The organism is Oceanobacter sp. ABM4_470 (assembly GCF_056158645.1).
This window is the reverse complement of the sequence record NZ_JBSWTR010000001.1, coordinates 2,605,362-2,628,076: the sequence shown is the minus strand read 5'-3', so window position 1 is coordinate 2,628,076 and position 22,715 is coordinate 2,605,362. Positions and strand designations below refer to the sequence as shown.

Sequence of the window (22,715 nt, the reverse complement as noted above, 5' to 3'; positions counted from 1 at the left end):
TTGCCATTGCCTTATCCGAGTCGCCGCCACGCAAGGTGCCGCGACTTAACAATCAACCTGATGGCAAAATTCAGGGAGCAGTATGTCAATCGAATGGAAGGACTACGCACCGGGAGAGTTTTACGACGAACTTTTCAGTGCTCCGGGGACCCCTCGAGACCCCGCCAAAGCCTTGATTTCCTATCTGGAATCGTTTTCTGACGAAGATATCAACTCACGTAAAACCGCCGCCGAATCAACCATTAAGGAAATGGGTGTTTCCTTTACGGTGTATACCGAAGGCGAAAATATCGACCGCGCCTGGCCGTTTGATATCCTGCCGCGGGTTATTTCCAAACAACAGTGGGATAAGACCGCTGCCGGTCTGAAACAGCGTCTGAAAGCGCTGAATATGTTTATTGATGATCTGTACCACGATCAGAACATCATCAAAGACGGCATCATTCCGGAGTTTGTGCTGAAGCAGTCGACCAATTACCGCAAGGAATGTGAGGGTTTCAGTCCGCCATTTGGTGTCTGGGCACATATTTGTGGTACTGACCTGGTGCGCGATGGTGATGGTCAGTTCTACGTACTGGAAGACAACCTGCGGGTGCCATCCGGTGTGTCTTACATGCTGGAAAACCGCTCCATCATGAAACGGGTTATCCCGGAAGTGTTCGAGAAAGTGAACATTGCTCCGGTGGGTGATTACCCCGAACACCTGTTCGAGACGCTGGCTGAACTGTCGCCACGTGACGTCAAGAAGCCTGTTGTTGTGGTGCTGACTCCGGGTATCTTCAACTCTGCCTACTTCGAGCATTCTTTCCTGGCTCAGCGTATGGGTGCTGAACTGGTTGAAGGCAGTGATCTGGTAGTAGGTGAAGATGAATGCGTTTACATGAAGACCATCGCTGGTCTGGAGCGCGTTGACGTTGTCTATCGACGTATCGATGACATGTTCCTCGACCCGGAAGTGTTCCAGCCGGATTCGGTACTGGGCGTGCCGGGTCTTATGCGTGCCTGGAAAGCGGGCAATGTGGCGCTGGCCAACGCACCGGGTGCCGGTGTGGCTGACGACAAGGTGGTCTACGCCTACGTGCCGCAAATGATCAAATACTATCTCGACGAAGAACCGCTGATTCCTAATGTTGAAACCTACCTGTGTTACGACGACGAACAGCGCGCTTATGTACTCGACAACCTCGACAAACTGGTGGTCAAACCTGCCAACGAGTCCGGTGGGTACGGCATGTTGATTGGCCCGCACTCGACCAAAAAAGAGCGTGAGCACTTCGCTGAACTGATCAAGGCTAACCCTCGTAACTACATCGCCCAGCCAACTCTGGCGCTGTCGACGGCACCGACGCTGGTGGGTAAAAACAAGGTGGAACCGCGCCATCTGGACTTGCGTCCATTTGTGTTGCAGTCCCGCAACAGTTACGTCACAACCGGTGGTTTGACCCGTGTGGCGATGAGAAAAGGCTCCCTGGTGGTGAACTCCTCACAGGGCGGTGGCAGTAAAGACACCTGGATTGTCGATACCGGAACAGGAAAAGACTGATGCTTTCCAAAGTTGCAGAACGAATTTATTGGTCAGCCCGTTACCTGGAACGTGCTGAGAGTATCGCACGGTTGGTAAGCATCTACGACAAGTTGTTGTTCGACCTGCCTCGCCGGGTCAACCTCGGTTGGTACAACCTGATTGTGATCAACAGCCTCGAAGACGATTTCAACCAGCGCTACTCCAACCGCGATGAGCGCAACGTGGTGAAGTTTCTGGTTGGCGACGACACCAACCCATGCTCGATTGTGAATTCCCTCAAGGCTATCCGCGAAAACATTCGTACCACTCGTGACGTGGTGCCAGCGGATACCTGGGAAATGGTCAACGAGCTGAGCATGTTCGTGCAGGACAACATGGCGCAAGGCATCAACCGCAGCAACCGCCATGAGTTTCTCGAAACCATCATCAAATCCTGTCAGCAAATCGTTGGTCTGCTGTTTGTGAACATGATGCGTGACGAAGGCTGGGACATGATGCGTCTGGGCCAGAACCTCGAACGTGCTGACATGACCACTCGTAACCTGGATGCCGCACTGGCGGCCATGTTGCAGGTGGAAGAAGACGAATACTCGGTCAACAGCCGCCAGATCATCTGGGGCAACATGCTACGTTCCCTGAACGCTGACCAGCAATTCCGTCGCACCATGCGTTCGTCCATCAAGGGCACTCCGGTGGTGACCTTTATGATGGGCGATGAGCAATTTCCTCGTTCCATTTCATACTGCTTGAACCAAATCGTGGCACGCTGCGCTCACCTGCCAAAAGGCAAGGACGTGATCGAGCGTACCAAGGCGATCAAAGAGGAAATTGATCGTGACCTTGAAGCAGAAGAGTTTGGTGCCGAGTTCCGTGACGACCTCAATGAATTGCAGGTATCCCTGGGCGAATTGCACAGCATGATTCAGAAAACCTGGTTCCTGTCGGATCAATAAGTCGACCAGACAGATCAGGGATTGATAACCACAAGCCGGGCGCGGTTTTCTCAAGCGCCCGGCTTTTTTGCACGACTTTTAAATACGACCTTATTCGACATTCTCCGTATTCCTTATTCGGGAGCCGTTATGACTATCCGTGTTGCGATTGAGCACAACACTTATTACGAGTTCGACAGGCCCATCAACCTTTCCCCGCACGTCGTGCGACTGCGTCCGGCCCCTCACAGCCGTACCCCCATTGAAGCCTATAGCCTCAAGGTTGAACCGGAAAACCACTTCATCAACTGGCAGCAGGATGCTTACGGCAACTACCTGGCCCGTTTGGTTTTCCCTGAAAAAACCACCAAATTCTCGGTAGAAGTGGAAGTGATCGCTGATATGACAGTGATCAACCCGTTCGACTTCTTCCTCGATGAAAGCGCCGAAGAGTATCCGTTCACTTACGACAAGCAGACCAAAAAGGAACTGCAGCCGTATCTTGAACTGGACGAGCAAGGGCCACTGTTTAAGAAATTTGTCGATGGCATCTCGCTGAAAAAGCGCCGCACCATCGACTTTCTGGTGGATGTCAATTCGCAGCTGGAACAGCTGATCGAATACGGCATTCGCATGGAGCCGGGTGTTCAAGCGCCGGAAGAAACGCTGGAACTGTCGAAAGGCTCCTGTCGTGACAGCGCCTGGCTGATGGTTCAGGCCCTGCGTCACCTGGGCGTTGCTGCCCGTTTTGCCTCCGGTTACCTGGTGCAGCTGACCCCGGATGAAAAATCCATCGATGGCCCATCCGGCCCGGCGGAAGATTTCACCGACCTGCACGCCTGGTGCGAAGCCTATCTGCCGGGCGCCGGCTGGGTTGGTCTGGACCCAACCTCGGGCCTGTTTGCTGGCGAAGGCCATATTCCTCTGGCGTGTACCCCGCACCCGGTGTCTGCCGCACCGATTCAGGGTTACACCGACAAGTGCGAAGTGGAATTCAGCTACGAAAACAAGGTGTCCCGTTTCCACGAAGACCCACGCGTTACCAAGCCGTACGACGAAGCCGAATGGGCCGACGTTGTTGCACTGGGTAACAAGGTCGATGCGCTGCTGGAAGCCAATGACGTACGCCTGACCATGGGTGGCGAGCCGACCTTTGTGTCCGTCAACGACATGGAATCGGCGCAGTGGAACACCGAAGCGCTGGGTGAAGACAAGCTCAGCCTGGCCAAAACCCTGCTGCTGAAACTGCGCGACCATTTTGCACCGCAAGGCTTGCTGCACTACGGTCAGGGCAAGTGGTATCCGGGTGAAGAAGTACCGCGTTGGGCACTGGGCGTGTTCTGGCGTAAGGACAACGAGCCAATGTGGACGCGTCCGGAGCTGCTGGCCCGGGTCGACAAGGATTACGGCCACACCGTTGAAGACGCTGAACGCTTTGGTAAGCGTCTGGGTGAAAAACTCGGCTTGCATGGCGACTACGTACAACCGGCTTATGAGGACGGTTTGCACTACCTCTTGCAGGAACAAAGCCTGCCAGCCAACCTCGATGCCCAAATTGCCGACGCCAAGGACGAATTGTCCCGTCGCCGTTTGGCCAAGGTACTGGAGCAGGGGCTGAATACCCCAAGTGGTTTTGTCTTGCCGGTTGAGTGGGACCTGTATGGCCAAAACTGGAAATCCAGCTTATGGGAAGTGCGTCGTGGTCGTCTGGTGCTGATTCCGGGCGACTCACCGATGGGTCTGCGTTTGCCGCTGGAAAGCCTGCCGCATTCGGAAGAAACCCGCTGGCCACAGGAAGCCGATGCCCTGCGCACGGATGAGCCATTGCACAGCCGTGCAGACATTCTGGCCCATGCTTCCCAGTACCACATCAGTCAGCCGGAACCCGCGCCTGCCGCGGCCTTCCAGCCACAGGTGAAGCAAAAGGCTGGCAAGTCTTCCAAAGAGCAGTCTCCAAAAGACAATCAGGGCTCTGGCTATTGGCAGAACCTGGTGCGCACCGCCATGTGTATCCAGCCACGCGATGGCAAGATTCACCTGTTCCTGCCACCGCTGCCGTATCTGGAAAGTTACGTTGAGCTGATGGCGTTGGTGGAAGAAACCGCCGCCGAACTGGAACTGCCGGTCATCATCGAAGGTTATGAGCCACCGAAAGACTGGCGTCTGCAAAAGCTGCTGGTGACGCCGGACCCGGGCGTGATCGAGGTGAACATTCACCCGGCCAACAACTGGAAAGACATGGTCAGCAACATGACCGAGCTGTATGAAGCCGCTCGTCAGTCCCGTCTGGGCGCTGAAAAGTTCATGCTGGACGGTCGTCACACCGGCACCGGTGGTGGTAACCACATTACGCTGGGCGGCGCATCACCGGCCGACAGTCCGATGCTGCGTCGTCCGGATTTGCTGCGCAGTTTCGTGACCTACTGGCAGCACCACCCAAGCTTGTCGTACCTGTTCTCCGGTGCCTTTATTGGCCCGACCAGTCAGTCACCTCGTGTGGATGAAGGTCGTGACGAAGGCCTGTACGAACTGGAAATTGCCTTCCAGCAAATGCCGGAAGGGGAAGCGGCACTGCCGTGGCTGGTCGACCGCATCATGCGCAACCTGCTGATCGACGTTACCGGCAACACCCACCGCGCCGAGTTCTGTATCGACAAACTGTTTGCGCCGGGCTCGCCATCAGGCCGCTTGGGTATTCTGGAATTCCGTGGTTTTGAAATGCCGCCGCACAGTCGCATGGCGCTGGTGCAGGCATTGCTGATCCGGGCGCTGGTGATGCGTTTCTGGAAAAACCCGTACAAGCACAAGCTGGTACGTTGGAATACCCAGCTGCACGACAAATGGATGCTGCCGCACTTCATTTGGGAAGACATCAAGGAAGTTGCCCAGGACCTGCAAGACCATGGGCTGGAATTCAAACCGGAATGGCTGCTGCCGTTCGAGGAATTCCGCTTCCCGCATTACGGTCGGGTAGAACTGGCTGAGATGAAACTGGAACTGCGTTGGGCCATCGAGCCATGGCACGTACTGGGTGAAGAAGTCACCAGCTTCGGTACCGCCCGCTACGTGGATTCCTCGGTCGAGCGTTTGCAGGTCAAAGTGTACGGCATGACCGGCAACCGCTACGTGCTGGCCTGTAATGGCCGTCGCGTACCGCTGTCGAAAACCAGCCGTCATGGTGAATACGTGGCCGGTGTGCGCTACAAGGCCTGGAATCCGTTCTCGGCCCTGCATCCGACCATCGGGGTGAATTCACCGCTGACCTTCGATTTGATCGACACCTGGACTGGCCGCTCCATCGGCGGTTGTACCTACCATGTGTCGCATCCGGGCGGCCGCAGCTACGATACCTTCCCGGTCAACTCGTTCGAGGCCGAGTCCCGCCGTGTGAATCGTTTTACCACCACGGAGCACACTCAAGGAGCCAGCTCGCCACGGCCGGACCTGGATGCCCTGCGCGAATTCTTCCCGCACACCGAGCCTCGCCCAATGGCGCCGCCGGCGGAAGAATCTCCGGGGGATTATCCGTTCACGCTGGATCTGCGTCGTCAGCCTGACTGAGCGGCTGTGATCCAGAGCGTTAATCAGCAACGACTGAATACCCGTTCGGTATAATTGCTGAGCAATCGCACGTGATCTGACATAATGGCCGCCCCGTTCAGGTGCGGCCATTTTTTGTTCTTGTCTGTTGGCCACCGGGTAGGCGTGCCACCTAGATCCTACTTGCACCTGGCGCAGATATCGGCTTTTGTTATTGAACGGCCAAAGCGCGCAGCCCGCGTTATTTACAACATTCAGGTACCCGCATGTCATCCACCGACTTTCCGACTGACGCCGACGATCAGCCCGGATTGATTTACCAAGCGAATCCGCAGCTGCACGACGAAGCCGTCGACAGCAACGGAGCCCTACGCCCACATTGGGCCAGCCTGCTGGAGCGCATGCGAGAGTTGGGGCCAGACGCCTTTGCCGACCGTGAAGCCAAGGCCTTGCGCATTCTGCGGGATGACGGTGCCACCTATAACATCTACAGCGACCCGACCAGTCCTACCCGTATCTGGAACATGGATCTGGTACCGCATGTTATTGGCAGCAATGAGTGGCTACAGATTGAGTCCGGTTTGCAGGAACGAGCCGAACTGCTGAACCTGCTGCTGCGCGATATTTACGGCGAACGCAGCCTGATTCAAAAGGGCATTATTCCGCCGGAAGCCATTTTCGGGCATCGCGGATTCCTGCGCCCGTGTCATGGTATTCAGCTGCCGGGCGAGCACGATTTGATTGTGCATTCCGTCGACCTGGTGCGGGATCACGAAGGCAACATTGTGGTGTTGGGCGACCGTACCCAGAATCCGAGCGGCGCCGGTTATGCACTGGAAAACCGCAACGTGATGTCGCGGGTATTCCCAAGCCTGTTCCGCGACAGCGAAGTACACCGACTGTCGACCTTCTTCCAGCGCCTGCGCAGCAAGCTCAACTCTCTGGCTGAGCAGTCCAACCCGCGAGTAGCGGTACTGACGCCCGGTGCGCACAACGAAACCTATTTCGAACACGCCTATCTGGCCAACTACCTTGGCTACCATCTGGTCCAGAGCGACGACCTGGTGGTGCGCAACGGCTTCCTGTGGATGAAGTCTCTGGATGGCTTGAGTCGCGTTGATGTGCTGTTGCGTCGGGTTGATGACTGGTTCTGCGACCCGGTAGAGCTGCGTGGAGATTCCCGTCTGGGAGTGGCGAGCCTGCTGGACGTGGTACGGGCGGGCAATCTGGTGATCGCCAACCCGCTGGGCTCCGGCATTCTGGAAAACCCGGTATTGCTGCGTTACCTGCCAGACATCAGCCGTCATTTCCTCGGCCGCGAACTGCGCTTGCCGTCGGTGCAAACCTGGTGGTGTGGTGATGACAACGACCGTCAGTATGTTATCGAACACCTGTCAGAGCTGGTGATCAAACCGACCTACCGCAGTACTGAAAGCAGCAGCGTGTATGGCCCATCGCAATCCGAACAAGAACTGCAACAGCTGGCCGAGCGTATTCAGGCCAATCCGGCCGGGTTTGTTGCCCAGGCCATTGTTGAAGCTTCCCATGTACCAACCTGGGTGGATGGCGAACTGAAACCCCGACCGACGATTTTGCGCAGCTTTGCGGTCGCCAACGCCACCTCCTACAGTGTGATGCCGGGTGGTCTGACCCGCATTGGTTTGCAAGAACGTGATTTTATGATTTCGAACCAGACCGGCTCGAAATCGAAAGACACCTGGGTTATTGCCTCAGAGCCGGAAGTCGACGTTCTGGACGAACAGGTCGATGACGTTGTCAGCCGTGAGGCGGACCTGATCAGCTTGCCAAGCCGGGTGGTGGAAAACCTGTTCTGGATGGGGCGCTATGCCGAGCGAGCGGAAGCCTCGCTGCGTATCCTGCGGACCGCCTTTATGATGCTGAACGGCGAAGAACGCATCAGCGAAGCCACCCAGCATCAACTGCTGCACTCGGTGTCGATGATCACTGCCACGCCATCGCGGCCAACCGATGATCAAACCGCTGAAGACGCACTGCGCGGCATCATCGAAAACGGTGCCGTGATGAGCAGCATTTCCGGCAACCTCAATGCCATGCTGTTCTGCGCCAACGAAACCAAGGAGTTGTTATCGTCGGACACCTTCCGCGTCATCAATGACATCCGCGATGCCCTGACAACCCTGGACACCACGTTCTCAGGCAGTCTGGCCTCCGCGCCGGAAGAAGCGCTGGACCCGCTGGTAACGGCGCTGATGGCGCTCTCCGGTTTGACTCAGGAAAGCATGATGCGTGGCTTCGGCTGGCGCTTTATGGATATGGGACGGCGTCTGGAACGTGGTTATCAAACCTCCATCGCGGTCACCAGCCTGCTGGTGCCGGTGATGAACGAAACCGACCAGAGCAAGGTCTGCGAAGCGCTGTTGCTGTCGATGGAATCGCTGATCAGCTACCGTCGTCGTTATCGTGCCCGGGTGGGCGTCACCCCGACCCTCGACCTGGTGATGATGGACAGCTCCAACCCGCGCTCGTTGGCGTACCAGCTGGAACAACTGGCCAATCACATGAGGGCGCTGCCAAAAACACCGACCCAGTATCGCGAGCTGCCACTGGAAGAACGGCGGGTGCTGGAGTGCGAGACCATTCTCAAGCTGACCACCCTGGCCGAACTTTCCCATGTGGAAGAGGGCGATATTCAGCGTCAGACACTGGATCAGCAAGTGGGCAAACTGGCCGAGCTGATCACCGGCCTCAGCGATCTGATTACCGACAAATACTTTGATCACCGTGAAGCGTCCCAGCAGTTGGTTCGTAATAACTGGGAGGCTTTCTGATGCTGTACCGAATCCGTCATACCACCGAATATGTGTATGCCAGTCGGGTATCCCACTGCTACAACATGGCCCACGTGACGCCACGCACCAGCCGTCGACAGCAATGTTTGTCGAGCCGGGTTGATGTGCTGCCGACGGCAAACTTTTCGTCTCAGCGTACCGATTATTTTGGCAATCAGGCCTACCACTTCGAGATTCAGAAGCCGCACAAAAAACTGGTGATCACGTCGACCAGCGATGTGCGTACCGAATCCCAGGCCTATGCGCCGGACCTGGATCTGGGCATCAGCTGTCGTGATGCCCGCTTGGCGATGCAGTCTTCCCGCGACCCGGAGGTACTGCTGGCGCGTGAGTTCCTGATGGACTCTGCGATGATCAAAAGCGCGCCGGAACTGGCCGACTTTGCCCGTGACCTGTTCACCGACGACAAGCCCCTGTTAAGTGCTGTGATGGAGCTGACCAGTCGTATTTTCACCGACTTTGAATATTCCCCAGCCTCAACCACCATTGCCACGCCCTTGCAGGAAGTGATGGCCAACCGCAAAGGGGTGTGTCAGGACTTTGCCCACCTGCAAATTGCGATCTTGCGGTCGTTAGGTTTTGCTGCCCGTTACGTATCCGGTTATCTGGAAACCCTGCCGCCGCCGGGACAGGAGAAGCTGGTGGGCGCAGACGCGACCCATGCCTGGTTGTCGGTGTATGTACCGGGGGAGGGTTGGTTTGAATACGACCCAACCAATAACTGCATGGCCCACGAGCAGCATATTATTACCGCGTGGGGACGTGACTTTTACGACGTGACCCCTCTGTGTGGGGTGATTTACGGCGGCGGGCAAAACCCGGTATTGCGGGTAGCGGTGGATGTCACCCGAATGGGCTGAGACTCAGGGCTGTGCATTCAAGGCTTTGCATTTATAAGTTGTACGGTGTTTATAAAAACTTATACAAAACCGATTCAAAAGTGTTGTTAAGCGCGGATTTAGCGACTAGCATCAGGCGGTAGTTGTTCGTAAGAAGTCACTACTACCGCCGGAGCACACCATGAGCACAGACAGCCTGCCAATGGGCAAAGCCCTGACCGTAAAACAACTGCGCCAGATTCCCCGCATAGACAAACTGGTGATACACGCCATCGACCTGTCGCTCTATCAGGCCTCGGTGCATGTGGATGGCACCGAGCATTTCATATTGGATCATCAGGGACGCTACCTGCGCAGCTATAACATCGTGTCGTTGCAGGCGGTGTTCGAAGGCCTGGCCATTGGCAAGCAAGTGCTGCGTCATCAGAGCTGCTACGATGAAATGGTTGGGCAACCCTCGCGCGAAGGTTCCAATGTGATGGAAGTGCCCTTGGGCGACAACAAGTTGGGTTCGCCTCAAAATCTGGGGGACAAACTGGGGCAATACCGGTCCAACCCGCCAACGGTTCATTGAAGCCGGTCGCAATACATCTCAGCAGGTAGCCAACATGGTTGATGAATGGGACGAACGGGCGTTCGAAGATGAATTCCCGACCTTTGATGACGAAGGCCAGCAAACTGCTTTGCAACTTCAGCAACGACGGGTGGGGTGTCCTTATTGCGGCGAGCCTATCGAAATTCTGCTCGATGCATCGGTACCTGACCAGCAATACATAGAAGACTGCAGCGTCTGCTGTCGGCCGATCACCATGGTGACCCACGATGATGGCATGGGCGGCGCAGAGGTCTCGGTGTACACATCGGATGATGTGTTTTGATATGAGTGTCTGTACGCAGCAGCAACGACTGCAGGCCGCTGGCAACGCACCAGAGGCCACTGTTTTACGTCTTTAGAGAAGCTTACAGCCCGTCAAACTCACAAATGGCGTACACGTCGAAGCCTTTTTCTTTCAGCTTGTCGGCACCTTTCAGGTCCGGCAGGTTGATGATGGCGGCGGTTTCCACCACTTCAGCTTTCAGGCGGGTAACCAGTTCACAGGCCGCCAGCATGGTGCCGCCGGTGGCGATCAGATCGTCCATCACCAGTACGCGGTCGCCTTCCTTGAAGGCGTCGGTGTGGATTTCAACGGTGGCTTTGCCGTATTCCAGCGCGTAGTCCTGGGTCACAGTGTCGAACGGCAGTTTGCCTTTCTTACGTACGGTCACCAGGCTCAGGCCCAGTTCGTAGGCCAGTGGTGCACCCAGGATAAAACCACGGGCGTCGATGGCGGCAATGGCGTCCAGTTCCATGCTCTGATAACGGTGCACAAAGCTGTCGATCAGTTTGCGAAATACCGTGGCGTCAGCCAGCAAGGGCATGATGTCGCGGAACATAACCCCTTCTTCAGGCCAGTTCGGCACGGTACGAATGGCGTCTTTGATTTGCTGGCTATAAAGGCTCATGAATGACTCCTGAGGTGACATTGATCGTATTTTGGCCGATTGCGGCGCAAAAAACGGCGCAGTTTAACGTAGGACAAAGGGAATGACAGGACTATTTTGTCCACGTGGTCAATTTTAGTGCGCTGAAGTCTTTTTGTGACGCTGTTGTTACGAATATAATCGCGCCCCTTTCTGAATCCGACTCCATTCACTCAAAGAAACGAGCCTCACATGCTAGAAAGACTTTTCCAGCTCAGTCGTACCGGTACCACCGCACGCACTGAAATTCTTGCCGGTGTCACCACCTTCCTGACCATGGCGTACATCATCTTCGTTAACCCGGCGATGCTGGCGGATGCCGGTATGGATCATGGCGCCGTGTTTGTTGCCACCTGTGTGGCTGCGGCGATTGGCTGTTTCATCATGGGTTTGTGGGCCAACCTGCCTGTGGCGCTGGCGCCGGGTATGGGCCTGAATGCCTTTTTCACCTATGGCGTGGTGCTGGGCATGGGCCACAACTGGGAAACCGCACTGGGTGCTGTGTTCTTCTCGGGTGTGCTGTTTATCCTGCTGAGCCTGTTCAAGGTGCGTGAATGGATCATTGATGCGATCCCGCAAACCCTGAAGAAAGCCATTGCGGCGGGTATTGGTGCGTTTCTGGCGCTGATCGCCCTGAAAAACGCAGGCATCGTTGTCGACAACCCGGCCACTCTGGTGGGCTTGGGTAACCTGCACGACTTCGGCCCTGCGATGGCGATTCTGGGCTTCTTCCTGATTATTGCCTTTGTGCAGCGCAATGTACCGGGGGCGGTACTGCTGGCAGTGCTGGCGGTAACCGGTATCAGCCTGCTGGCGGGCGAAGTTCAGTACGGTGGTATTGTTTCTGCGCCGCCGTCTTTGGCGCCGACTTTCCTGGCTCTGGACCTGAGTGCTGCCTTTGATGTGGCAATGCTGAGCGTGATTTTCGCCTTCCTGTTCGTCGACCTGTTCGATACCTCTGGCACCCTGATCGCCGTGACTCAACGTGCCGGTCTGGCCAAGGCCGACGGCAAAGTGCCGAACCTGGGTCGTGCCTTGCTGGCCGACAGCTCGGCTACCGTTGCTGGTGCTGCGCTGGGTACGTCCACGACCACCAGCTACATTGAAAGTGCGGCAGGTGTGGCTGCTGGCGGCCGTACTGGTCTGACAGCCGTAACCACCGGTGTGCTGTTCCTGGCGGCTATTTTCCTGGCGCCATTGGCTGGCATGGTTCCGGCGTACGCCACCGCAGGTGCGATTTTCTATGTATCGGTGCTGATGCTGTTCACCCTCAAAGACGTTGATTGGGAAGACCTGACGGAAGCGGCGCCTGTGGCCGTGGTGGTACTGATGACGCCGCTGACGTTCTCGATTGCTCACGGTGTGACGCTGGGCTTTATCACTTACGCCATTGCCAAGCTGGTGGGCGGTAAAGCTTCTCAGCTGAACGTCAGTGTGCTGGTGATTGCTGCACTGCTGCTGGCCAAGCTGGTGTTTATCGACTGATGACTGATAAATAAACTGTGGCTTAATACGAAAAAGCGGCCTTGAGTGAACCTCAAGGCCGCTTTTTTGTGCCTGTTTTATGGTTTTGGCTTCAGGGGCATGATGCCCCGTGAACCGACAGGCTCGTGGCGATGATCACTTGAGCTTGTAAGCCACAATGTAGTCGCCAATGGTGGTGCCAATCGAGCCATGGCCACCGGCCACCTGAACCACCATTTGCTCTCCCTTGCTGTTCAGGTAGGTCATCGGTGTTGCCTGACCACCGGCTGGCAAGCGGGCCTGCCACAGTTGTTCACCGGTCGACAGGTCGTAGGCGCGCAGGTAGTTATCAACCGCTGCCGACATAAACACCACACCGCTGCCAGTGATTACCGGGCCTCCGATGCCTGGAACCCCCATTTTGATAGGCAGTGGCAGTGGCGACAGGTCTTCAATGGTGCCGTTTTTGTGCTGCCATACTTTCTCACCCGTGGTCAGATCGACACCGGCAACATAGCCCCATGGTGGCTGCTGGCAAGGAACGCCCAGTGGCGACAGGAAGGGGTGCATGTTAACCGCGTACGGAGCGCCTTCATTGGAATTGAGGCCGCTTTCGCCCTTGTTGGTTTCACCCAGATCAGCGCCGTCCTTGTCGACCAGAGTCGACACAAACGCCAGATACAAGGGCATGCCGAACATCTGTTGTTTGTTGGGATCAACGGCAATGCTGCCCCAGTTGAATACCCCGAAGTTACCCGGATACACCAGTGTGCCTTGAGTTGATGGCGCGGTGTACTGGCCGTCGTACTTGAGCTTGTTGAATTCAATACGACACACCAGCTGGTCCAGTGGCGTTGCACCCCACATGTCGGATTCCTGCAGCCTGGCTGGTTTGAAGTTCAGTGCCGAGCTTGGCTGGGTCGCCGCCGTGTGCTCATTCGGAATGGTGGTGTCTTGCGGTGCTGCCTGCTCGGTGATCGGGAAGATCGGCTCACCGGTTTGACGATTCAGTACGTACACATCACCTTGCTTGGTCGGGATCACCAGCGCCGGCTGCTTGCCGGTTTTGGTGTTCAAATCCAGCAGCGACGGTTGTGCCGGAGTGTCCATATCCCACAGGTCGTGGTGGATAAACTGCTGTACCCATTCAGGCTGGCCGGTTTGCAGGTTCAGCGCCACCACCGAGGTGGCGTACTTTTCTTCCGCCGGGCTACGGTACATGCCCAGTTGGTCCGGGGTGCGGTTGCCCATCGGGAAGTAGGCCAGTCCCAGCTTTTCATCGGCTGATGCGGTAGACCAGCTGTTTGGAGAACTGGCGGTGTAGGTTTCACCTTCGCCCAGCGGCGCGGTGTCGTCCGGGTTGCCGGAGTCGAAGTTCCAGACCAGTTCACCGGTTTTGGCATCGAAGGCGCGAATCACACCGGATGGCGAATTGACGGCGTAGTTGTCGTTCACCGAACCGGCCACAATCACCTTGCCAGCAGCGACCAGCGGAGCCGACGTAGAGTAGTAGAAGCCGGATTGTTTGAACGGCATGCCCTGGGTCAGGTCGATGCTGCCAGGCTTGTTGCTGTCTGAACCAAAGTTACTGCACAGGGCACCGGTTGCCGGGTCCAGTGCCAGCAGGCGAGCATCGGAGGTTGGCAGGAAGATCTGTGCGTCGCATTCAACCGCTGGCAGTTTCTCGGAGGCCTGGCTGACGGTCTGGATCACAGGATCAATGCCGGATGCCGGTGGCAGGTAGGAAACGCCACGGCAGGTCTGGTGCTGGCGTGACATATCGGGGCCAATGTCGGCGGTGTACTGCCATTTTTTCTCGCCGGTATCGGCGTCCAGCGCCACCACCCAGTTGTGTGGGGTACAGATAAACAGGGTGTTGTTGACCTTGATTGGTGTGGCTTCGTAGGTGGTTTCACCCACGTCTTTTGGTCCTTTCAGGTCGCCGGTCTGGTACTGCCAGGCTTGCTCCAGCTGGTTTACGTTGTCGGGTGTGATTTGTGCCAGTGGCGAGTAGCGCTGGCCATAGTTGGAGCGGCCGTAGGCGTACCAGTCGTTGTTACCCGCGGTGCCGGTATCGGCGTTGGTGATCTTCTCGGCGGTGCTCATTTTGCCGTCGACGGCATAGGGATCATGCAGGGTTGAGCCCAGTGAAATCACGGCGACCAAAGCCCACACTGGCAAAATCAGTTTGCCGCGCTTGTCGCTGGCTGCAAACAGCAGTGGGATGGCCAGAATCAGGAACATGCCCAGACGGGTTGCCAGCGCCCACCAGTAGTAGCCGGATTCCCACAACGACCAGATAAGGGTTGCAACCAGCAGTACAGCGTACACAAAGCGCGCGGATCGTGGGTTTTTCTTGACCAGTAAGCCGGTCGCCAGCAAGGCGATACCGGAAAGTGCATAAAAGAAACTGCCGCCCAGTGTGATCAGGTAGCCGCCGCCAAGCAGCAACGCCAAACCCACCAGGGACAGCAAAGCTGAGTAAATAACCATGCGCAATCCTCTCAAGGCGTCGCTGTTCCGAGTGACCGTATTCATAGAGTCATCGCAGGGTCAGTGATCGCCTGTTTGGTAAATTTTCAAAAAAATGGGAACTATTGGAATCTTCAGTAGTACGTCCGGTAGAACCGGCGTTATACAGCAGAGTTCCCGTGGGCGCGTGTTTCACACTGATCCATGGGAGCAACGATGCAAGGTTTTGCAACAATAGATGAAAATTACTGTGACGAATCGGCTGTCTGGATTGATAGAAGGAAGTGATCGGTGGGAGCGACTAGCTGGGATAGCGGGAGAGGTTGGCAGGATGAAAAGGTAGTTAACTTACTGAGTTTTCGGGTTGTGGCGGCTTCGTTGCTGACCTGCAGAATGGTTGCGCAGCCCCCAAAAAAGAAACTGGAAAAACAGAAGCCGTAAAAGAGGAACTGGAAACAGATAAGCCAGAAAAAGAGAAACTGGAAACAGATAAGCCAGAAAAAGAGAAACTGGAGAAAGAGAACCCCAAAAAAGAGAAGCCGGAACTTCTCTTTTTGGGGGTTCTGAATCCACGGTGATGAAGCCGGGATTTTGACCGGAGCTGGAATTACATGCCGGCTTTCAGTTCTTCCCAGTACTGGTTGAACAGGGCGGTTGCTTCATCGCCCACGTCTTCCTGGAACTCACCACGGTTGATCACTTCCCAGGTTGGGAAAATGGTCGGGTTACCACGGGTTTCCGGGTCGAGCTGACGAATCGCCGTTTTGTTGGCGGTGGCGTAGCCGGTGTATTCAACCGTGCGAACGGCAATGTCCGGGCGCATCATAAAGTTGATGAACTGGTGTGCTGCGTCCTTGTTTTCGGCATTAGCCGGAATTGCAAAGCTGTCGACCCACAGAATCACACCTTCTTTCGGGTAGATGTACTGGATCTCTGGCATCTCTTCCTGCGCCATGATGACCTCGCCATTCCAGATCATGCCCAGGCTAACGTCACCCGCCATGTAGGGTTCGCGTGGGGCGTCGGAGTTGAAGGTCAGTACGTTTGGCATCAGCTTTTTCAGCAGCTCAAATGCCTGCTTGATCTCTTGTGGATCGCGGGTGTTGGCGGAGTGACCCTGTACCGCCAGTGCCATCTGGAACACCTCACGAACATCGTCGGTCAGCAGCAGGCTGTTTTCCCACTTGCTGTCCCACAGGTCTTTCCAGCCAGTGATGCTGTTTTTGTCGATGTCGTCGGTGTTGATACCAATGCCGGTGCTGCCCCAGGTGTACGGCAGGGAGTACTGGTTGCCCGGATCGTATGGCTTGTCGAGCAGGGTGCCATACAGGTGATCCATGTTGGGCAGCTTGCTGTGGTCCAGCTTGGCCAGCAGGCCTTCACGGGCCATTTTCGAGATGTAGTAGGACGACGGCACAATCACGTCGTAGCCCTTGGCATTCTGGATCTTGATCTTGGAGTACATTACCTCGTTGCTTTCGTAGGTGTTGTATTCCACCTCGATGCCGGTCTCTTCGGTGAATTCTTCCAGTACGCCTTCCGGAACGTATTCGCTCCAGTTATAGATCACCACCTTGTCGTTGGCCGCCTGGGTGGTAGCGGCAACCAACAGCGCGGCGGCTGCGGTGGCATTACGAAACAGCGAGTTCAAAGTCATTGTGGGTTCTGCCTTTTGATCAGATAAGTGGTGACGGCAATCAGTGTCAGTGACATCACCAACAGGATGGTTGCCAATGCATTTACTTCAGGTGATACACCCACTTTCACCATGGAAAACACGCGTATCGGGAGAATTTCAAAGCCCGGCCCGGTGACGAACGAGCTGATGATTACGTCATCCAACGATAACGTGAAGCTTAGCAGCCAGCCGGCAAGAACGGCGGGCGCCAATATGGGTAATATAATGATTCGGAACATTTGTGACTCGCTGGCGCCGAGATCCTTGGCGGCTTCGAGCACATTCGGGTCCATATTCTTCATTTGCGCATACACGGTGATCACCACAAAGGGCAAACAGAAGGTGATGTGCGCAATCAGCAATGACCAGAAGCCCAGCTGAATGCCCAGCGCAATAAAGATAATCAGAAACGTGATCGCCAGAACGATGTCCGGCGACATCATCAGCACAAACAGCATCGAGCTGGCGGTGTTTTTCAGCGGAAACTTGTAACGATGAATGGCCAGTGCCATCAGCGTGCCGATCAGAGTGGCGGCGGTGGCCGCCAGTCCGGCAATCAGCAGCGAGTGGCCAAAGGCCTGCATCATGGAATCGTTTTCCCATAGCTTTTCGTACCATTTCCACGAAAAGCCGCTCCATTTATGACCGTACTTGGATTTGTTGAACGAGTTGGTCACCAGAATGACCATCGGCAAATACAGGTACAGGAACACCAAACCGATAAACAGCCACTGGAATACGCTGCTGAATGTGCGGGATTTAGAGGTTCTGGTCATCCATGCCTCCTTTTTTCTGCACATACTGGTTGGCTTTGTAGTAAACCCATAACAAGGCGCCCATTAATACAATCAGGAACACACTGAAGGCCGAGCCAAACGGCCAGTCGCGGGCGACCAGAAACTGGTTCTTGATGATGTTGCCCAGCAGCAGGCTCTTGGCTCCGCCCAGCAGGTCGGCCACATAGAACATGCCCATGGCTGGCAGGAACACAATCAGACAGCCTGCAACGATGCCTGGCATGGTCAGTGGCAGAATAATCTGGCTGAAGCGGTGGAAGGCATTGGCACCCAGATCCCGCCCGGCTTCGATCAGCGACTGATCCAGCTTGTCGAAGCTGGCCATCAATGGCAGCACCATAAACGGCAGCAGGATGTACACCAGCCCGAAGATCACCGCAAAGTCGGTGTAGAGCAGCTGCAAGGGTTTATCGACGATGCCAGTACTCACCAGCACGGTATTGAACAGGCCCTTTTTGCCCAGCAGCATTTTGATGGCATAGATACGAATCAGGCTGTTGGTCCAGAACGGAATCACCATCATAAACAGCAATACCGTGCGGCTGACGCGGCCCATGCGCGACAGCAGGTAGGCGAATGGATAGCCAATCAGCAAGGCAATCACGGTGGTAATGCCCGACAGCACCAGGCTGTTCCAGAACACCCCCGCGTAGGTGGCATCAAGCACCTGACGGTAGTTTTCCAGCGTCAGCGGCATGCTGGAAAAGTGATCGCTGTCGTGGGTCAGGAAGCTGGTGCCCACCACCATCAGATGTGGCATCAGGACAAAAATCCCCAGCCAGCTGATGGTCAGGGTGATGACCAGCTTACGGAAGTTGATGTGAGCCAGAAGCGCATTCATATCAGGACTGCTCATCCGCTTTGATGACGTGTTCCCAGCCATGCACCCAGTTCACCCAAACGCGCTGTTTCAGCTTGTAGGAGAAGTCGGGGTCGTTTTCATTGAAGAACTCACTCGCCATCAGGTGGGTACCGTCTTCCAGCTGGATGATGGAATCGAGGGTTTTGCCGGTGTAATTGCTTTCAACAATTTCACCAATAAGGCCGTCGGTTTCGTCTTCCATGTACTCAATACGCAGGTCTTCCGGGCGCAGCAGCACGTGTACCTTGTCGCCTACCTGCAAGGTTTGCGCAGTGTTCAGCGGCCATTGCTTGCCATGGATCGTGGCCTGATAGCGTTGTGGCTCCAGACACTCGGTAATGGTGCCGTCGAAGACATTGATCTCGCCAATAAAGCGCGCCACAAACAGGTTGCAAGGGGACTCGTAGATTTCCCGTGGAGTGCCTACTTGTTGTGGTTGGCCGTCGTGCATCACCAATACTCGGTCCGACATCGACAGGGCTTCTTCCTGATCGTGGGTCACATAGATAAAGGTAATGCCAAGCTGGCGCTGAATGCGCTTCAGCTCGTACTGCATTTGCTTGCGCAGCTTGTAGTCCAGCGCCGACAGTGACTCGTCCAGCAGCAGCACTTTGGGGCGGTTCACAATGGCACGGGCAATGGCTACCCGTTGCTTCTGACCGCCGGACAACTGATGCGGTTTACGCTGTTCAAAGTCCGACAACTGCACCACCGCCAAAGCTTCCTGCACACGCTTGCGCATTTCGGCCTTGGGCACTTTCGACATCTTCAGGCCAAACGCCACGTTGTCGAATACCGTCATGTGGGGGAACAGGGCGTAGCTTTGGAACACCGTATTGGTCGGACGCTTCTCGGCATCCAGATGAGTGATGTTTTGACCATCCAGCAGGATGTCGCCCTCGTCCGGGCTTTCAAAGCCAGCAATCAGGCGCAGGGCCGTGGTCTTGCCACAACCGGAAGGACCAAGAATGGTAAAAAATTCACCATCCCGGATGTTCAGGTCAAAGTCGTTCAGCACCGCCTGGGATTCAAACCGCTTGGTGACCTGTTTCAGTGATAAAAACGAAGAGGAACTCACGCGAGCACACTCCCTGCCGAAAAAGGTTAATTATCAGCCAACTCTAGCAGACCGACCATTGACAATCTGCGTAATTGGCTCGGAATCTTAAGCCCGATCTGGCGGACTTCTTGACAAACTTCTGACACACAAGCGGACATCAGTTCCATCAAATTTCTTCGCGTGCGGCATCGGCGGGAACGAAGAGCGCGCGACTATAACAGCCGTTACTTGTGATGCAAGAAAACTCAATCACGGCAGCAGGCATCTGTGCCGCACGTTGCTGGTGGTGCTGATAGCAGACGGTTAGTGGACAGAATGTTCCCGCCAGCAATGGGCTCTGTGCCTGCCGAAGATAATCGAATTTGGTTATAGTGAGAATTATTTTCAATAAGTAAGACATCCCCATGCCTGTTGCCATACGAACACCCGCTCTCTTTGCCTTGCTAGCCAGTCTGTTGGCTGTGCTATCTGCCTGTAGCACGCCTACAACCTCCACCGATACAGCCATGACCGCCACAGCCGATCACGAGGCAGTGGCCGTCGAGCCTGATCCCGAATGGATCAGTGACGCTCTTCAACATCACTCGCTGGTCGCGCTGGGCGATGTGCACGGCAGTCAGCAGGTTGTGCCGTATCTGTTGGCTGCACTGCAAGACCCACAGGTATGGAATCAGGTGGACGACATTGCCGTCGAGATGGGCAATGCCAAGCATCAGGCGTTGGCCGACCGCTACCTGCTGGACGGTGACGATATTCCACTGCAAGAGGTGCGGGCAATCTGGCGCGACACGCTCTACTTTATGGCCTGGCAGTATCAGGTGTACGAAGATTTTGTGGTCGGTTTACGTCAGCTCAACCAGCAACGAAGCCACAAAATTCGGCTGGTGTTGGCCGAACCTGCTTTTGACTGGAATACCCTCACGCATGATGAGTGGGTTGCCTGGGGCAAAGACCGCGAACCGGCCTACGCCGAACGCATTCAGCAACAAATAGTGGATAAACACCGCAAAGGCATCCTGCTGTTTGGCACCTTTCATATGTTCAAACAACCGATTCAGTTGATGGGAAAACCTACTGGTCAGCCATTTGAATCACTGGTCAGCTTGCTGGGCGACCGGATTGGTCGGAACAACCTCTTTGTGGTGCTGCCGCAACTGGATGACAGCGAGAATCTGGTTGGCAAAACCCGGTCACCGGCGCTATTGCTACTAAAGGATTCATCACTGGGGCAACAACCTTTCACGGAATATTCCCGTCGAATCGACGCCAGCAATCACCATGTGTTGAACGACGTTGCCGACGCCTACCTTTACCTTGGTCCGGAATACCGGGATGCACCACTGGCTCCGGCTGCCACCAACGACCCGGATTGGCATCAGCAAATGCGCGAGCGTGCTGCCATCGCCGGAGGCCGGGTACAGCAGCAAGTCGATGGCTGGCTGGAGCGCTATGCGCTGCCCTGCAAAAGCCACTGTGCGAAGGAGCAATAACATGATCAGCATGGAAATCGGGGAGGTAGCGCGTCAATCCGGGCTGCCCGCCTCAACGCTGCGCTACTACGAAGAAAAAGGGTTGATTCAATCGGTGGGCCGCAAAGGCATCAAACGCCTGTACGACCCCGACGTGCTGCAACGCCTGGCTCTGATCTCCATGGGCAGCACCGCCGGATTCAGCCTCGACGAAAGCGCTGCCATGCTTGCCGACCAACGGTTTCCTGATATCAACCGGCAAACCCTTATTCGCCGTGCAGCAGAGCTGGACGAGCAAATTCAACAGCTGACGGAAGTGCGCGACGGCCTGTTGCACGCGGCCGCTTGCCCGGCTCCGAATCACTTCGAATGTCCGGTTTTCCAACGTTTGATGAAACTGGTGTTTCGCCGTAACCGCAATCGCAAGTCCGGGGCCTGACCCCGGGCCGTATTACCATGTTTGCAGCGAGGTGAGAGCTGGTCAGTGACTGGCAACCAAACGCTGTACCAGACGCCTGGCGACCGGCACAACCAGCAAGGCAATCGGAAACGCCACCAGCCAGGACGCACCCCAGGCGCTGCTCCATAACCACAGAAACTGATCCGTCATACCCGCAGCCCGAACCGTACTCACCGCCGATACAATCGACGACATCAAACAAGACAGAATCAGCACAAACAAAACCTGCTCATAGCGTTTGGGAATCATCGTACGACTCCTTTTCTGATAGTGCTCAATGGCATTGGATTGCACTGTGGTTGAGGTCGTGACTGCTTTGATGCAAAGAGGAAAGCGCCCGTCGAATGGTGGGGTGAAAGGCTGAGCCTGAAAAATCTCATGGTGTTTTCTCCTGAAAGAACAGGAAAACGATTCTATGAGTTCAAGTTAACTTGAGGTCAAGGGTTGGTTTTCATGGTTCAACAAATTGATACTTACAATAGGGGGGCTGATGAATGATTGAATTGATACTGGGTTATCAGAAAACTCCAAAACTTTTCAATATCTTAAATTCTATATATCAATAGGAATTGGATATGAAAAATTACTCTGACTACGCGTTTGAAAAACTGAAAGACCTCTATCAAAATCACTCCCATGAAGTCGGAAGTGTGCTGAAAAGAGTCGAACCTGAAAAATATAAAGACTATGTTGCTACAGACTGTATTACATACTCATTGAGAGTTTTGAGCTTTGCATTCGAAAAAACTGGAGACCAGAATGCGTCAAAAGCAGTCTGGAAGTATGGTAGTAAAGGTGTCGATTTGGCTAAGTACCTAGTCAATGATAAAAACTGGAAAGCGATATATATAAATCCTGATTCACGAATTCCCAGCGACGGGCTAAATGAACACCCTTACACTAGTCATGTTGCCAGCAAAACGTGTCGCTACTACCAAATCCCCCTAAGCTATGCGGTGCGTAATTACTCTCCAACACCCGTTGATAACCCCTATGCTGCTGGAAAAGCACTCACGAAATTAAACTCTATAGATATCAGTAGCTTGGAGAAAGTTAAGTTTGGCTTTGGAATTTCAAAAGGAGGTATGCATACATGGGTTTTCTCTCTGGGAAAAGTGTACGAGGTGCACTGGGATAAAGTTGGACCCGGTCTATATGAAGCGACCGATCTCCGCGACTTTCCGTGGTTAAGTGGAGCAATCATTATTCCGCCAGCCCAAGCGATTAACCTGTCGCAAACATCCGCTTTAAAGTGTGGGTGAAGG

The 22,715-nt window shown here is 55.1% G+C and carries 19 protein-coding genes; 11 read left to right on the top strand and 8 right to left on the bottom strand.

Annotation, left to right across the window (positions count from 1 at the left end):
- The first annotated feature begins 82 nt into the window (after nt 1-82).
- From ACXADJ_RS11500 to ACXADJ_RS11470, 7 genes are all read left to right on the top strand, one after another.
- The gene (locus ACXADJ_RS11500) at nt 83-1,543 is read left to right on the top strand and encodes a circularly permuted type 2 ATP-grasp protein (protein WP_475065973.1); all 1,461 of its coding nucleotides are present in this window, start codon (nt 83-85) and stop codon (nt 1,541-1,543) included.
- Nucleotides 1,543-2,478, top strand: a complete 936-nt coding sequence (locus ACXADJ_RS11495; RefSeq protein WP_475065970.1) for an alpha-E domain-containing protein — start codon at nt 1,543-1,545, stop codon at nt 2,476-2,478. Before ACXADJ_RS11500 ends, ACXADJ_RS11495 begins: the two co-directional genes overlap by 1 nt.
- Nucleotides 2,479-2,607: 129 nt before the next feature.
- Nucleotides 2,608-6,018 carry a transglutaminase family protein gene (locus ACXADJ_RS11490; RefSeq protein WP_475065969.1) on the top strand — a complete coding sequence of 1,137 codons (3,411 nt, stop codon included), beginning with the start codon at nt 2,608-2,610 and terminating at the stop codon, nt 6,016-6,018.
- A gap of 245 nt (nt 6,019-6,263) precedes the next feature.
- On the top strand, nt 6,264-8,807 hold the full coding sequence (locus ACXADJ_RS11485; protein ID WP_475065965.1) for a circularly permuted type 2 ATP-grasp protein: 2,544 nt from the start codon (nt 6,264-6,266) through the stop codon (nt 8,805-8,807).
- The gene (locus tag ACXADJ_RS11480) at nt 8,807-9,688 is read left to right on the top strand and encodes a transglutaminase family protein (protein WP_475065963.1); all 882 of its coding nucleotides are present in this window, start codon (nt 8,807-8,809) and stop codon (nt 9,686-9,688) included. Before ACXADJ_RS11485 ends, ACXADJ_RS11480 begins: the two co-directional genes overlap by 1 nt.
- A 160-nt stretch (nt 9,689-9,848) precedes the next feature.
- Complete coding sequence (locus tag ACXADJ_RS11475; RefSeq protein ID WP_475065960.1) at nt 9,849-10,241, top strand: DUF6482 family protein; 393 nt, start codon at nt 9,849-9,851, stop codon at nt 10,239-10,241.
- Nucleotides 10,242-10,275: 34 nt separating this feature from the next.
- The gene (locus ACXADJ_RS11470; RefSeq protein WP_475065958.1) at nt 10,276-10,545 is read left to right on the top strand and encodes a CPXCG motif-containing cysteine-rich protein; all 270 of its coding nucleotides are present in this window, start codon (nt 10,276-10,278) and stop codon (nt 10,543-10,545) included.
- A gap of 82 nt (nt 10,546-10,627) precedes the next feature.
- Here the strand turns inward: ACXADJ_RS11470 and ACXADJ_RS11465 are convergent, their stop codons facing one another.
- Nucleotides 10,628-11,170 carry an adenine phosphoribosyltransferase gene (locus tag ACXADJ_RS11465; RefSeq protein WP_028294886.1) on the bottom strand — a complete coding sequence of 181 codons (543 nt, stop codon included), beginning with the start codon at nt 11,168-11,170 and terminating at the stop codon, nt 10,628-10,630.
- A 210-nt stretch (nt 11,171-11,380) separates the two neighbouring features.
- On the opposite strand from ACXADJ_RS11465, the gene ACXADJ_RS11460 reads away from it, so the two are divergent.
- A complete protein-coding gene (locus ACXADJ_RS11460) occupies nt 11,381-12,673 on the top strand; it encodes an NCS2 family permease (RefSeq protein WP_028294885.1) in 1,293 nt (430 codons plus the stop codon).
- Nucleotides 12,674-12,808: 135 nt separating this feature from the next.
- Here ACXADJ_RS11460 and ACXADJ_RS11455 read toward each other — a convergent pair whose 3' ends face one another.
- The 6 genes from ACXADJ_RS11455 to ACXADJ_RS11430 all read right to left on the bottom strand — a co-directional run bounded on the left by ACXADJ_RS11455 (nt 12,809) and on the right by ACXADJ_RS11430 (nt 20,029).
- Complete coding sequence (locus tag ACXADJ_RS11455; protein ID WP_475065954.1) at nt 12,809-15,145, bottom strand: glucose/quinate/shikimate family membrane-bound PQQ-dependent dehydrogenase; 2,337 nt, start codon at nt 15,143-15,145, stop codon at nt 12,809-12,811.
- A 586-nt stretch (nt 15,146-15,731) separates the two neighbouring features.
- Nucleotides 15,732-16,781: an extracellular solute-binding protein gene (locus ACXADJ_RS11450; protein WP_475065952.1), complete on the bottom strand. Its 1,050-nt coding sequence runs from the start codon at nt 16,779-16,781 to the stop codon at nt 15,732-15,734.
- Nucleotides 16,778-17,578: a spermidine/putrescine ABC transporter permease PotC gene (gene potC / locus ACXADJ_RS11445; RefSeq protein ID WP_475065949.1), complete on the bottom strand. Its 801-nt coding sequence runs from the start codon at nt 17,576-17,578 to the stop codon at nt 16,778-16,780. The genes ACXADJ_RS11450 and potC overlap by 4 nt, the downstream gene beginning before the upstream one ends.
- On the bottom strand, nt 17,562-18,440 hold the full coding sequence (gene potB, locus ACXADJ_RS11440) for a spermidine/putrescine ABC transporter permease PotB (RefSeq protein WP_475065947.1): 879 nt from the start codon (nt 18,438-18,440) through the stop codon (nt 17,562-17,564). Before potB ends, potC begins: the two co-directional genes overlap by 17 nt.
- Nucleotide 18,441: 1 nt before the next feature.
- Nucleotides 18,442-19,539, bottom strand: coding sequence for a spermidine/putrescine ABC transporter ATP-binding protein PotA (gene potA, locus ACXADJ_RS11435; RefSeq protein ID WP_475065945.1), 1,098 nt, complete (start codon nt 19,537-19,539; stop codon nt 18,442-18,444).
- A 148-nt stretch (nt 19,540-19,687) separates the two neighbouring features.
- Nucleotides 19,688-20,029, bottom strand: a complete 342-nt coding sequence (locus tag ACXADJ_RS11430) for a hypothetical protein (RefSeq protein WP_475065943.1) — start codon at nt 20,027-20,029, stop codon at nt 19,688-19,690.
- On the opposite strand from ACXADJ_RS11430, the gene ACXADJ_RS11425 reads away from it, so the two are divergent.
- Both ACXADJ_RS11425 and ACXADJ_RS11420 read left to right on the top strand, forming a co-directional pair.
- Nucleotides 20,028-21,011, top strand: coding sequence for a hypothetical protein (locus ACXADJ_RS11425; protein WP_475065941.1), 984 nt, complete (start codon nt 20,028-20,030; stop codon nt 21,009-21,011). The two genes, ACXADJ_RS11430 and ACXADJ_RS11425, sit on opposite strands and share 2 nt — an antisense overlap.
- 1 nt (nt 21,012) lies before the next feature.
- Entirely contained in the window at nt 21,013-21,429 is a 417-nt protein-coding gene (locus ACXADJ_RS11420; RefSeq protein WP_475065939.1) for a helix-turn-helix domain-containing protein, read from the top strand.
- Between the two features lie 42 nt (nt 21,430-21,471).
- Here the strand turns inward: ACXADJ_RS11420 and ACXADJ_RS11415 are convergent, their stop codons facing one another.
- Nucleotides 21,472-21,699, bottom strand: a complete 228-nt coding sequence (locus ACXADJ_RS11415; protein ID WP_028294876.1) for a DUF2798 domain-containing protein — start codon at nt 21,697-21,699, stop codon at nt 21,472-21,474.
- A 326-nt stretch (nt 21,700-22,025) separates the two neighbouring features.
- Here ACXADJ_RS11415 and ACXADJ_RS11410 point away from each other — a divergent pair, with 326 nt between their 5' ends.
- Nucleotides 22,026-22,712, top strand: coding sequence for a hypothetical protein (locus ACXADJ_RS11410; protein ID WP_475065938.1), 687 nt, complete (start codon nt 22,026-22,028; stop codon nt 22,710-22,712).
- The last annotated feature ends 3 nt before the right edge of the window (nt 22,713-22,715 follow it).